The following is a 12,273-nucleotide window of genomic DNA, read 5'->3' as shown; positions in this document are numbered from 1 at the left end:
TGTATTAATTATTCAAAATAAATAGTACATTTGCAGCCAAAATAATCGGTCCCATAGCTCAGTTGGTTAGAGCATCTGACTCATAATCAGAGGGTCCTTGGTTCGAGCCCAAGTGGGACCACTTTTTTTTAATTCTTATTAATAATAAAAGACTTATCTTTGTTATTTAATAAGTACACATAGTTTCAAAATTTTAATCTGGGGGGATAAAAATGAAAGAAAAAAGATATTTAGCATTTTTTATAATGCTTGCAATTACATTCGTGGCTAGTGGGCAAATTGTACCACCACCAGCGCCACCACCACCACCACCTGGTCTACCTATTGATGGAGGTTTAGTCTTTTTAATTATTACAGGGATTTTATACGGAATAAAAAAAATCAGGAATTAGTTAATCTACTAACCTATTCTCCTTTTTACTATACTTTCAAGTTTTTCTTTTGTGTAAGGTATAATTACAACACAATTTTCCATTTTACTTAGAGTTTATATCAAAAATTAACCTATCACTGTTTAAAGTCATAGGTCATTTTTCTATTGTTATGTTTTTTGTAATTAGAATACTAAAAGTAAAATAGTATTTCCATTTTCTTTTTTAATAAAGGCTATGAGTTCGTTAATCTACTAACATACTTTCCTATAACATCAAATTCTAAGTTTACGTGATCTCCTAGTTCAATATATTTAAAGGTTGTATTTTCTATAGTGTAAGGTATAATTGCAACACTGAACTCATTTTGTTTAGAATTTATAACAGTTAAGCTAACTCCATTTACTGTTATAGATCCTTTTTCTATTGTGATATTTTTATTTGTGGCATCATAACTAAAAGTAAAAACTGCACTTCCGTCTTCTTTTTTAATGTTTGTGCATGTTGCAATTTGATCTACATGTCCTTGTACAATATGTCCGTCTAATCGATCTCCTAACTTCATTCCTCTTTCAAGGTTTACAGAATCAGAAACTTTAAGGTTTCCTGTATTAGTTTTGTCTAAAGTCTCTTTAATAGCTGTAACGGTATATTCATCGTTCTCAATATTTACAACAGTTAAGCAAACTCCATTATGAGCAACGCTTTGATCAACCTTTAGTTCATTTGTAAAATTACTTTTTACAGTTAAATGAATATTAGCTTGCTCTTTAGCAATATTTGTAATTGTACCAAGTGTTTCTATAATTCCGGTAAACATATCTGTAAAATTTAGTTACTTTTGTGATAATCAAAAATAGGAATAATAGAAGAGTTACTATGGATAAATCTGATAAAATTATAGTTGGTATTTCAATAGGAGATTTAAATGGAATAGGATTAGAGGTGATTCTAAAAACTTTTGAAGATAAAAGAATGTTAGATTTTTGTACTCCAGTTCTTTTTGGTAGTACAAAAGTAGTTTCTTATCATAAAAAAGCATTAAAAATAGAAACACTTGTTCACGGAATTACTTCTTTGAGTCAAATTAATCACAATAAGATTAATGTGTTAAATATTTGGAAAGAGGATGTTTCTATAGAATTAGGTAAAGCTACTAAAGAATCTGGTATGTATGCAGCAAAATCTTTGGAGGTCGCTGTTGCTAGTTTAAAGGATAAAAGTATAGATGTTTTATTAACGGCTCCTATTAATAAAGAAACAATTCAGTCGGAGACTTTTAATTTTCCTGGCCACACAGAATATTTAGAAGATAAACTTGATGGAAAAAGTTTAATGATTTTAATGACTGATGAATTAAGAATAGGTCTTATAACGGGGCATATTCCAATTTCTAAAGTGGCAGAATCAATTACTCCGTCTTTAATTAAAGAGAAAGTAGCAACAATGTACACTTCTTTAGTGCAAGATTTTGGAATTAATAAACCAAAAATTGCTGTTTTAGGGTTGAACCCTCATTGTGGAGATAAAGGAGTTATTGGTTTAGAAGATGATGAAATTATAAAACCTACTATTGATGAAATTAGAGAGACTGGTAAGTTGGTTTTTGGTCCTTATGCAGCAGATGGATTCTTTGGTTCGGAAACATATAGACAGTTTGATGGTGTTTTAGCAACGTATCACGATCAAGGATTAGCACCTTTTAAAGCATTGTCTTTTGGAAACGGAGTTAATTATACTGCCGGTTTAAGTGAAATTAGAACTTCACCTGATCATGGTACAGGCTTTGATATTGCTGGAAAAAACACTGCAAACCCTTCGTCTTTTAAGGAAGCATTGTTTACAGCAATTCAGATTTTTAAAACGAGAAAAGAATATAAAGAGCTTTCAAAAAATCCTCTTTTAGTAAAGTAAAAAACTTTTAAAAGAAAACAGTGTAGAATAATAAATTTTTATATCTTTGCACGCTTAATTGATATTTGGTAATGAAACACTTAAAGGAATTCAACATACAGTTTGTAGGATTAAAGGAAGGAATTCATTTATTTGAATATGAAATTAATAATACGTTCTTTGAAGCTTTTAATTATGATGAATATGAAAGTTCATCTATTAAGATCTCATTAGATTTTATAAAGAAAAGTACATTGTTAGAGTTAACTTTTACAGCCAGTGGTTATGTAGAGGTGCCATGTGATGTTACTAATGAACTTTATAAGCAAGATGTTGAAGATGTTTTACGATTAGTTGTGAATTTTGGAGATGAGTTTAATGATGACAATGAGGAGATTTTAATTTTGCCTCATGAAGCGTATGAGTTTAGTGTTGCTCAATATATTTACGAACTAATAGTATTATCAGTTCCTAATAAAAGAGTTCATCCAAAAGTTTTAGACGGAACAATGGATTCAGAAGCATTAAACAAATTTGAAGAATTAGAAATAAAAGAAGTAAAAGCTGTTGAAGAGACAGACCCAAGGTGGGATAAATTAAAGAATTTAATAACAGAAAAAAAGACATAAAATGGCACATCCTAAAAGAAAGATATCCAAAACTAGAAGAGACAAAAGGAGAACGCATTATAAAGCAGCTTCTCAACAAATAGCGACGGACCCTACAACAGGAGAATCACATTTGTACCACAGAGCTCACTGGCATGAAGGTAAATTATACTACAGAGGACAGGTAGTATTAGAATCTGCATCAGCAGGAGCAGAAGCATAAAATAAAACATAAGTTTTTGTAAAAACCCTCATTATTGAGGGTTTTTTTGCGTTTTTTAGGTAAAAATTGTCTTTTTTGATGGTTTTTACCTAAAGTAGTGAAATAAATTTCACTACTTTTGACCTTGCTAACCACATGGAAAACAACTATAACTATGACAAAAATTACTGCCGCAATTACAGCAGTTGGGAAATATGTTCCTGAATATGTTCTGACTAATAAAGAGTTAGAAACCATGGTCGAAACTAACGACGAATGGATTACTTCTAGAACTGGTATTAAAGAGAGAAGAGTTTTAAAAGGAGAAGGTTTAGGTACTTCTTACATGGCTATAAAAGCTGCGGAAGAATTATTACAAAAATCAAATATAAATCCTGAAGAAATAGATTTGGTAATTGTAGGTACTGCAACTCCAGATTTACCAATAGCATCAACGGCGGCTTATGTAGCTTCAGAAATCGGAGCAGTAAATGCTTTCGGTTATGATTTGCAAGCAGCATGTTCTAGTTTCTTATTCGGTATGTCTACTGCAGCTAGTTACATAGAATCTGGTAGATATAAAAAAGTACTATTAATTGGAGCAGATAAGATGTCTTCTATTATAGACTATAAAGATAGAGCTACATGTATTATTTTTGGTGATGGAGCCGGAGCTGCATTATTCGAACCTAATTATGAAGGTTTAGGTTTACAAGATGAGTATTTAAGAAGTGATGGAGTAGGAAGAGATTTTCTTAGAATTGAAGCAGGCGGTTCTTTAATGCCAACTACAAAAGAAACAGTAGAAACTAATAAGCACTTCGTTTATCAAGAAGGAAAAACGGTGTTTAAATATGCAGTTTCTAATATGGCAGATGTTGCAGAAAAAATGTTAACCAGAAATAATCTTACAGAAGAAGATATTCAATGGTTAGTTGCACATCAAGCTAATAAACGAATTATTGAAGCAACTGCTAAAAGAGTAGGTGTACCATCAGAAAAAGTAATGATGAATATTCAAAAATACGGTAATACGACATCAGCAACTTTACCGCTATTATTAGCCGACTATGAAAGTCAATTAAAAAAAGGAGATAATTTAATTTTTGCTGCATTTGGAGGTGGTTTCACATGGGGAGCTGCTTACGTAAAATGGGCATATAATTCATAAATAAAACAACTAAACAATTATGAGTATGGATATTAAAGAAATTCAAAATCTTATAAAATTTGTAGCTAAATCTGGCGCTAGCGAGGTGAAGTTAGAAATGGAAGATGTGAAAATTACTATTAGAACTGGTTCTGGTAAAACTGAAACAACCATTTTGCAAGCCGCTCCAATGGCAGGTATGCAACAACAAGTTGCAGTTCCTATGGCTCAAGCAGCTCCTGTTGATGCAGCAGCTCCTGCAGCCGAAAGTGAAGATTCTAAATACATTACTGTTAAGTCTCCAATTATTGGAACGTTTTACAGAAAACCTTCTCCAGACAAATCAAATTTTGTTGAAGTAGGAACTGATATCTCTGTAGGAGATACGGTTTGTGTTATTGAGGCAATGAAATTATTTAACGAAATAGAATCTGAAGTTTCAGGTAAAATCGTTAAAGTTTTAGTTGATGATTCTTCTCCGGTAGAATTTGATCAACCTTTATTTTTAGTAGATCCATCATAGTTAAATTAGAAATTTGAAGTTAAGAATTAGATTTTTCTATTTCCCTACTACTAATTTATCTAATTAGCTTATAAACTAATTCAACAAAGATGTTTAAAAAAATATTAATTGCCAATAGAGGTGAAATAGCTTTACGTGTTATTAGAACATGTAAAGAAATGGGCATTAAAACTGTTGCAGTATATTCTACTGCAGATGCAGAAAGTTTGCACGTTAGATTTGCAGATGAAGCAGTTTGTATTGGGCCTGCTCCAAGTTCAGAATCATACTTAAAAATGTCTAATATTATTGCAGCTGCAGAAATTACAAATGCAGATGCAATTCATCCAGGTTATGGATTTTTATCAGAAAACGCTAAATTTTCTAGATTATGTGAAGAGCATAATATTAAATTTATTGGTGCTACTGGAGACATGATTGACCAAATGGGAGATAAGGCAAATGCTAAATCTACTATGATTGCTGCAGGCGTACCATGTGTACCAGGTAGTGAAGGTGTTATTGTAGATTTTGAAGATTGTGAAAAAGTTGCTTTAGAAACAGGTTACCCAGTAATGCTAAAAGCTTCTGCAGGAGGTGGAGGTAAAGGTATGCGTGCTGTTTGGAAAGCCGAAGATTTAAGAGATGCTTGGGATTCTGCAAGACATGAATCTAAAGCTGCCTTTGGTAATGACGATATGTATATGGAAAAGCTTATTGAAGAGCCAAGACATATAGAAATTCAAATTGTTGGAGATTCTTTTGGTAAAGCATGTCATTTATCAGAAAGAGATTGCTCTGTTCAACGTCGTCATCAAAAATTAACTGAAGAAACTCCTTCTCCTTTCATGACCGATGATCTAAGAAAGAGAATGGGAGATGCTGCTGTAAAAGCTTCTGAATATATTAAATATGAAGGTGCTGGAACTGTCGAGTTTTTGGTAGACAAGCATAGAAATTTCTTCTTCATGGAGATGAATACACGTATTCAGGTAGAACACCCAATTACTGAAGAAGTTGTAAACTACGATTTAATTAGAGAACAGATTTTAGTTGCTGCAGGTGTGCCAATTTCAGGAAAAAATTATTTTCCACAAATGCATTCTATAGAATGTAGAATAAATGCAGAGGATCCTTATAGTGGGTTTAGACCTGCTCCAGGAAAAATCACAACTTTTCATTCTCCAGGAGGTCACGGAGTAAGAGTTGATACGCATGTATATGCAGGTTATATGATTCCTCCAAATTACGATTCTATGATTGCTAAATTAATTACTACTGCTCAAACAAGAGAAGAAGCGATTAATAAAATGAAGCGTGCTTTAGATGAGTTTGTAATTGAAGGTGTAAAAACAACAATTCCTTTCCATAGACAATTAATGGATCATCCAGATTATATTGCAGGAAACTATACAACTAAGTTTATGGAAGATTTCACAATGAAATAAAAAATTAAATTTTAGTTTTAAATTGATATAAAAATAGAGAATACAATATGTATTCTCTATTTTTTTTTATCTTTATAATTAAAGATGTAAAAATGAAAATAGATGGTATTGATAAAAAAATTATCAGAAGTTTAATTAAGGATGCAAGAATACCAATTTTAAGTATTGCAAGAGATGTTGGTATATCTGGTGCAGCAATTCATCAAAGGTTAAGGAAATTAGAAAAATCAGAACTAATTGATGGGTATCAAATGATGATAAATCCTAAATCTTTAGGTTACAATACAACAGCATTTGTTGGTGTATATCTAAATAGTTCAGCAGTTTTATTATCAGTAATAAAAAGAATTAAAGAGATTTCAGAAGTTCTAGAATGTCACTATACTACTGGGAAATTTACAGTTTTTATAAAAGTAGTATGTAAAGAGAATGAAGACTTAATGCAACTTTTAGATACTAAGATTAAAGTTATAAAAGGAGTTTCTAAATTTGAAACATTTATTTCGTTAAATCAACAGATTGATAGACAAGTGCATGTGTAGATAATATATATAACATTGTAACTTTACCATTGAACGATTCTTTAAAGCAGGTAAACTAATAAATATGCTTTTTCCCTTTTTTTATTTCATTTTTGCATTATATTAAATTTAAAAATAAATGAAATCCCTATCTATATTACTTATTGATGATGATGAAATTGAAAGAATAAAGTTTCAAAAAGTCTGTACAGATATTAATTTTCCATGTTCTGTTGTTGAAGCAATAAATGGAGAACAAGCTTTAATTTTTTTAAATAGAATAGAAAACACTTTCAATATTATTGTTTTAGATTTACATATGCCTAAAATGAATGGTCTAGAACTTTTAGAAAAGTTAAAATCAAATATTAAGTTTAAAAACACACCTATTATCATAATGTCTAATTCAGAAGACGATAGTGAATTAAAAAAATGCTATGATTATGGTATTTGTGGTTATTTTACGAAACCTGCCGAATTTACTAAATACTCTAAAAAAGTAAAATCAGTATTAAAATATTGGAAACAAAATGAACTTATTTCGTAATTAATTTAATATTTCAGTATAGATGGAGACCCCAAATTTAAATTATATAAAAGAGCTTTCAGGAGGAGATTTAGCTTTTGAACAAAATATCTTAGATGTTTTAAAAAAAGAATTCCCTGAAGAATATTCCCTTTTTAATAAAAACTTCGAAAAGCAAGATTATAACGAACTAGCAAATAATGTTCATAAAATAAAGCATAAAATTAGCATATTGGGGTTTAAAAAAGGCTTAACATTAGCTTCTAAATTTGAAAAAGATTTAAAAAAAGGGGATACAAAATTATATAAAGATTTTATAAATATCTTAAACAAAATTCATGTATATTTAGTGGTTTAATAATTCCCCTAAAATATTATGAATTGTATAGTAATAGATGATGATTTAACTGCAAGACTAATTATTAAGCAGTTATGTAGTAATACTGAGCAAGTTTCTGTAATTGAGGAATTTAGTTCGGCAATTGACGCTATTAAATATCTAAACTCTAATGTTGTTGATCTAATCTTCCTAGATATTCATATGCCAACATTTTCTGGCTTTGATTTCATACAAACGTTAAAATCTCCGCCAAAAATAATTTTAACAACTTCAGATAAAAACTTTGCTTTACAAGCTTTCGAATATGATTGTGTTGTAGATTACTTAGTAAAGCCCATAACCAAAGAAAGGTTTAATAAATCTTTAAATAAATTGACTTCCTTAGAAGAAACAAAAACTTCTAATGAAATTGATACGTCAAAAGAAGAGTCAAGTTTCATATATGTTAGTGTAGATAGAAGGTTGGTTAAAATTAATATTCCTGATATTTATTTTGTTGAAGCCAAAGGAGATTATATTAGTATAAAAACCGAAAATAAAAACTACGTTGTACATTCTACTTTAAAGAAAATTGAAGATAAATTACCTGCAATCTTATTTCTTAGAATTCATAGATCATTTATTATAAACGTCTCACAAATAATAGATATTGAAGATAATAGTGTCTTAATTCAAAAAAGTGTCATTCCTATTAGTAGATCAAATAAGAGTGAGTTAATGAAAAGATTAAATTTACTATAATTCATTTACACTTATCGAAGATATTATTCCATTCACCGATAAATAACATCCACCAATCTAAAAAATGAACTTTCAAGCTTAACTTCAAATTATATTTGCAGTATAATTATGTTTTCATAATACATAATTATGGGTTAATGAAAGTAGTCAATCGTAAGTTGGGGGATTTATAGATTGAATCAAAAAGAGCAGATATTTTATATCGGCTCTTTTTTGTGTTATAGAATATTCAGATGTTATAAAACGTATGAAGTTTAATAATTGATAATAGTGATTCATAAAAGAAAGGTTCTTTGTTTTTTGCATTTTACATTAAAATCTAAAACAATTTTTCATACATATATATGTACTTATTATAGTTGGGTGTTTCCTTTTTTTAAGGCTTAATTAATTTAAGAAGTCTTAAATATTTCAGTAATTAACATTTCTAAAGAGTTTAGTGCATAAAAAAGGTCGGGCTTTGCACTATATCTTTTTAAACTAAATTGATTTCCGCATCTTTTTTCATTGATAAAATCATTCTTAGACTAAATGTTTTGTGAATTTCAAATAAAAAGGATGCCGTTTCAATCCCTAACACGACTTATTTATGGATTAAATCCAAATTTCAAACTGATATCTTATATATAAGAGTCAATTCTTTTAAGTTTTATTCTCATTTTTCATATAAAAAGAACGATCATCTACTATTTTTTTTATATTTCTATGTGTTTACAAAGAGTGTTTATAATGATAATCTAGCTTAGATTTTCAAATATTATAAAAAGAAGAAAAAAAAGATAAAACATTTCAGGTTGTAAAAGGCTTTAAATAATGAAGTTATGTATAGTTTGAAAACTAATTTTAAAAAAGGTTTAAAAAATAGTTGCGAGATTAAAAATACGATGTATATTTGCACCCGCTAACAGGAATATTAGTTTGTTAGTTTAGTTCATTGAGGCGTTGTGTAGGTTGTGATATTAAAGGTTTAGTTATGTAAAATGATTAAATATTTTATAAAAAATAATTCATTTTTTATTGTCAGATTAGAAATAGTTTGTATGTTTGCAGCCGCTAAGAAATACAGCGAAAAAAGTTCAGAGATATTTGGTAAAGGTTTAAGAGAGGCTAATTTTTAGTTTTAAAAAATCAACTAGTTCGATTCTAGTGTTTCTACAAATTTGGGTTTAAGATTTTGTATTAAGGCAGTATTTTAAGATTCAAAAAAGTTCATTGAAAATATTGAAATTGACAGCGTAAACAAAGAGTAGAATAACCATAACAATTAATTTTGTTAAAATTCTTTTGAAACTTATTCATTAAATATTATTTAAAATATACAATGAAGAGTTTGATCCTGGCTCAGGATGAACGCTAGCGGCAGGCTTAACACATGCAAGTCGAGGGGTAACATTGTAGCTTGCTACAGATGACGACCGGCGCACGGGTGCGTAACGCGTATAGAACCTACCTTTTACTGGAGAATAGCCTTTAGAAATGAAGATTAATGCTCCATAGTATTGCGACTCGGCATCGAGATGTAATTAAAGATTTATTGGTAAAAGATGGCTATGCGTCCTATTAGTTAGATGGTAAGGTAACGGCTTACCATGACATCGATAGGTAGGGGTCCTGAGAGGGAGATCCCCCACACTGGTACTGAGACACGGACCAGACTCCTACGGGAGGCAGCAGTGAGGAATATTGGGCAATGGAGGCAACTCTGACCCAGCCATGCCGCGTGCAGGAAGACGGCCCTATGGGTTGTAAACTGCTTTTATACAGGAAGAAACACTGGTATGTATACCAGCTTGACGGTACTGTAAGAATAAGGACCGGCTAACTCCGTGCCAGCAGCCGCGGTAATACGGAGGGTCCGAGCGTTATCCGGAATCATTGGGTTTAAAGGGTCCGCAGGCGGTCAATTAAGTCAGAGGTGAAATACCATAGCTCAACTATGGAACTGCCTTTGATACTGGTTGACTTGAGTCATATGGAAGTAGATAGAATGTGTAGTGTAGCGGTGAAATGCATAGATATTACACAGAATACCGATTGCGAAGGCAGTCTACTACGTATGTACTGACGCTGAGGGACGAAAGCGTGGGGAGCGAACAGGATTAGATACCCTGGTAGTCCACGCCGTAAACGATGGATACTAGTTGTTGGGCATTAGCTCAGTGACTAAGCGAAAGTGATAAGTATCCCACCTGGGGAGTACGGTCGCAAGACTGAAACTCAAAGGAATTGACGGGGGCCCGCACAAGCGGTGGAGCATGTGGTTTAATTCGATGATACGCGAGGAACCTTACCAGGGCTTAAATGTAGTCTGACAGCTTTAGAGATAGAGTTTTCTTCGGACAGATTACAAGGTGCTGCATGGTTGTCGTCAGCTCGTGCCGTGAGGTGTCAGGTTAAGTCCTATAACGAGCGCAACCCCTGTCGTTAGTTGCCAGCAAGTAAAGTTGGGGACTCTAACGAGACTGCCTACGCAAGTAGAGAGGAAGGTGGGGATGACGTCAAATCATCACGGCCCTTACGTCCTGGGCCACACACGTGCTACAATGGTATGGACAATGAGCAGCCATCTGGCAACAGAGAGCGAATCTATAAACCATATCACAGTTCGGATCGGAGTCTGCAACTCGACTCCGTGAAGCTGGAATCGCTAGTAATCGGATATCAGCCATGATCCGGTGAATACGTTCCCGGGCCTTGTACACACCGCCCGTCAAGCCATGGAAGCTGGGAGTGCCTGAAGTCGGTCACCGCAAGGAGCCGCCTAGGGTAAAACTGGTAACTAGGGCTAAGTCGTAACAAGGTAGCCGTACCGGAAGGTGCGGCTGGAACACCTCCTTTCTAGAGAAAGATGGTGAGTTACAAAAGGAAGTTTTACTCTTTGCTGTTAATTTTAAAAAAACAAAATATTAAGCTATTTAGTCTCGTAGCTCAGCTGGTTAGAGCGCTACACTGATAATGTAGAGGTCGGCAGTTCGAGTCTGCCCGGGACTACAATTTTAATATTTTAAGGAAATTCTGGAAGTAAGAGGATTCTACATTCATAATTTAGGATTTATTCTGAATTTCATAATGGGGGATTAGCTCAGCTGGCTAGAGCGCTTGCCTTGCACGCAAGAGGTCATCGGTTCGACTCCGATATTCTCCACAACGTCAATTTCAAAGTATTGACACAAGTTCATTGACATATTGGTAAAATGATATCGTAAGAATCAAATAGATAGAGAACAATTAGAATATTTATATTCTAATTAAATAATTTTTTTATAAAAATATAAAAGAGTTCATTATAGTATGGCAACATACTGTAGCAAAAAGTACAATAAGTTAAGTAAGGGCGTATGGCGGATGCCTAGGCTCTCAGAGACGACGAAGGACGTGATAAGCTGCGAAAAGCTACGGGGAGGGGCACATACCTTATAATCCGTAGATATCCGAATGGGGCAACCCGGCATGTTGAAGACATGTCACCTAGCAATAGGGGTAAACCCGGTGAACTGAAACATCTAAGTAACCGGAGGAAGAGAAAACAATAGTGATTCCGTTAGTAGTGGCGAGCGAACGCGGATTAGCCCAAACCAAAGTTGTTACGGCAATTTTGGGGTTGTAGGGCCACGATATTCGAAGATAAGTGAATTAGAACTGTTTGGAAAGACAGACCATAGAGGGTGATAGTCCCGTAAAAGTAAGCGAATTTTAGATAGTGGTACCCTGAGTAGTGCGGGACACGAGTAATCCTGTATGAATCCACCGGGACCATCCGGTAAGGCTAAATACTCCTGAGAGACCGATAGTGAACTAGTACCGTGAGGGAAAGGTGAAAAGAACCCTAAGTAAGGGAGTGAAAGAGATCCTGAAACCGTACGCCTACAAGCGGTCGGAGCAACTTCGAGTTGTGACGGCGTGCCTTTTGCATAATGAGCCTACGAGTTACTGTTTCTAGCAAGGTTAATTGATTAAGTCAAGGAGCCGTA

The 12,273-nt window shown here is 33.0% G+C and carries 12 protein-coding genes, 3 tRNA genes and 2 rRNA genes (1 of these 17 running past the window's edge); 16 read left to right on the top strand and 1 reads right to left on the bottom strand.

The features are described 5' to 3' along the window. Positions 1-47 precede the first annotated feature (47 nt). Together BTO07_RS08905 and BTO07_RS08900 are read left to right on the top strand one after the other, a co-directional pair. Positions 48-121, top strand: a tRNA-Ile gene (locus tag BTO07_RS08905). A gap of 91 nt (positions 122-212) precedes the next feature. Then, complete coding sequence (locus tag BTO07_RS08900; protein WP_087520892.1) at positions 213-392, top strand: PID-CTERM protein-sorting domain-containing protein; 180 nt, start codon at positions 213-215, stop codon at positions 390-392. 214 nt (positions 393-606) lie between these two features. Here the strand turns inward: BTO07_RS08900 and BTO07_RS08895 are convergent, their stop codons facing one another. After that, positions 607-1,191: a riboflavin synthase gene (locus BTO07_RS08895; RefSeq protein ID WP_087520891.1), complete on the bottom strand. Its 585-nt coding sequence runs from the start codon at positions 1,189-1,191 to the stop codon at positions 607-609. 59 nt (positions 1,192-1,250) lie between these two features. Here BTO07_RS08895 and pdxA point away from each other — a divergent pair, with 59 nt between their 5' ends. The 14 genes from pdxA to BTO07_RS08825 all read left to right on the top strand — a co-directional run. Next, entirely contained in the window at positions 1,251-2,285 is a 1,035-nt protein-coding gene (gene pdxA / locus BTO07_RS08890; RefSeq protein ID WP_087520890.1) for a 4-hydroxythreonine-4-phosphate dehydrogenase PdxA, read from the top strand. A 71-nt stretch (positions 2,286-2,356) separates the two neighbouring features. Further along, positions 2,357-2,893, top strand: a complete 537-nt coding sequence (locus tag BTO07_RS08885) for a YceD family protein (RefSeq protein ID WP_087520889.1) — start codon at positions 2,357-2,359, stop codon at positions 2,891-2,893. A 1-nt stretch (position 2,894) separates the two neighbouring features. Continuing rightward, complete coding sequence (gene rpmF, locus BTO07_RS08880; RefSeq protein WP_087520888.1) at positions 2,895-3,095, top strand: 50S ribosomal protein L32; 201 nt, start codon at positions 2,895-2,897, stop codon at positions 3,093-3,095. Between the two features lie 154 nt (positions 3,096-3,249). Next, the gene (locus tag BTO07_RS08875; RefSeq protein WP_087520887.1) at positions 3,250-4,245 is read left to right on the top strand and encodes a beta-ketoacyl-ACP synthase III; all 996 of its coding nucleotides are present in this window, start codon (positions 3,250-3,252) and stop codon (positions 4,243-4,245) included. A 25-nt stretch (positions 4,246-4,270) separates the two neighbouring features. Then, positions 4,271-4,747, top strand: a complete 477-nt coding sequence (gene accB / locus BTO07_RS08870) for an acetyl-CoA carboxylase biotin carboxyl carrier protein (protein WP_087520886.1) — start codon at positions 4,271-4,273, stop codon at positions 4,745-4,747. Between the two features lie 89 nt (positions 4,748-4,836). Continuing rightward, positions 4,837-6,174, top strand: a complete 1,338-nt coding sequence (gene accC, locus BTO07_RS08865) for an acetyl-CoA carboxylase biotin carboxylase subunit (RefSeq protein ID WP_087520885.1) — start codon at positions 4,837-4,839, stop codon at positions 6,172-6,174. A 92-nt stretch (positions 6,175-6,266) separates the two neighbouring features. Continuing rightward, positions 6,267-6,716, top strand: coding sequence for an Lrp/AsnC family transcriptional regulator (locus tag BTO07_RS08860; protein WP_087522590.1), 450 nt, complete (start codon positions 6,267-6,269; stop codon positions 6,714-6,716). A 118-nt stretch (positions 6,717-6,834) separates the two neighbouring features. Further along, on the top strand, positions 6,835-7,242 hold the full coding sequence (locus BTO07_RS08855; RefSeq protein ID WP_087520884.1) for a response regulator: 408 nt from the start codon (positions 6,835-6,837) through the stop codon (positions 7,240-7,242). Between the two features lie 22 nt (positions 7,243-7,264). Further along, complete coding sequence (locus BTO07_RS08850) at positions 7,265-7,579, top strand: Hpt domain-containing protein (protein WP_087520883.1); 315 nt, start codon at positions 7,265-7,267, stop codon at positions 7,577-7,579. Between the two features lie 18 nt (positions 7,580-7,597). Then, complete coding sequence (locus BTO07_RS08845; RefSeq protein WP_087520882.1) at positions 7,598-8,302, top strand: LytR/AlgR family response regulator transcription factor; 705 nt, start codon at positions 7,598-7,600, stop codon at positions 8,300-8,302. 1,318 nt (positions 8,303-9,620) lie between these two features. Then, a 16S ribosomal RNA gene (locus tag BTO07_RS08840) occupies positions 9,621-11,140 on the top strand. 79 nt (positions 11,141-11,219) lie between these two features. Further along, positions 11,220-11,293, top strand: a tRNA-Ile gene (locus BTO07_RS08835). An 80-nt stretch (positions 11,294-11,373) separates the two neighbouring features. Then, positions 11,374-11,447 (top strand) — tRNA-Ala (locus BTO07_RS08830). Positions 11,448-11,619: 172 nt separating this feature from the next. Next, positions 11,620-12,273 (top strand): 23S ribosomal RNA (locus tag BTO07_RS08825) (it continues 2,232 nt past the right edge of the window). The 16S and 23S rRNA genes sit together here with 2 tRNA genes alongside, the layout of an rRNA operon.

This window comes from Polaribacter sp. SA4-12, assembly GCF_002163675.1.
In the GTDB taxonomy this organism is placed as follows: Bacteria; Bacteroidota; Bacteroidia; order Flavobacteriales; family Flavobacteriaceae; genus Polaribacter.
This window is presented reverse-complemented; position numbering and strand designations above follow the sequence as displayed.

What these genes read in the sequence shown, in the direction of transcription:
- BTO07_RS08860 (WP_087522590.1), top strand. Translation starts at nt 6,267, where the DNA reads ATGAAAATAGATGGTATTGATAAAAAAATTATCAGAAGTTTAATTAAG.
- BTO07_RS08875 (WP_087520887.1), top strand. Translation starts at nt 3,250, where the DNA reads ATGACAAAAATTACTGCCGCAATTACAGCAGTTGGGAAATATGTTCCT.
- BTO07_RS08900 (WP_087520892.1), top strand. Translation starts at nt 213, where the DNA reads ATGAAAGAAAAAAGATATTTAGCATTTTTTATAATGCTTGCAATTACA.
- BTO07_RS08885 (WP_087520889.1), top strand. Translation starts at nt 2,357, where the DNA reads ATGAAACACTTAAAGGAATTCAACATACAGTTTGTAGGATTAAAGGAA.
- rpmF (WP_087520888.1), top strand. Translation starts at nt 2,895, where the DNA reads ATGGCACATCCTAAAAGAAAGATATCCAAAACTAGAAGAGACAAAAGG.
- BTO07_RS08855 (WP_087520884.1), top strand. Translation starts at nt 6,835, where the DNA reads ATGAAATCCCTATCTATATTACTTATTGATGATGATGAAATTGAAAGA.
- accC (WP_087520885.1), top strand. Translation starts at nt 4,837, where the DNA reads ATGTTTAAAAAAATATTAATTGCCAATAGAGGTGAAATAGCTTTACGT.
- BTO07_RS08845 (WP_087520882.1), top strand. Translation starts at nt 7,598, where the DNA reads ATGAATTGTATAGTAATAGATGATGATTTAACTGCAAGACTAATTATT.
- BTO07_RS08895 (WP_087520891.1), bottom strand. Translation starts at nt 1,191, where the DNA reads ATGTTTACCGGAATTATAGAAACACTTGGTACAATTACAAATATTGCT.
- BTO07_RS08850 (WP_087520883.1), top strand. Translation starts at nt 7,265, where the DNA reads ATGGAGACCCCAAATTTAAATTATATAAAAGAGCTTTCAGGAGGAGAT.
- pdxA (WP_087520890.1), top strand. Translation starts at nt 1,251, where the DNA reads ATGGATAAATCTGATAAAATTATAGTTGGTATTTCAATAGGAGATTTA.
- accB (WP_087520886.1), top strand. Translation starts at nt 4,271, where the DNA reads ATGGATATTAAAGAAATTCAAAATCTTATAAAATTTGTAGCTAAATCT.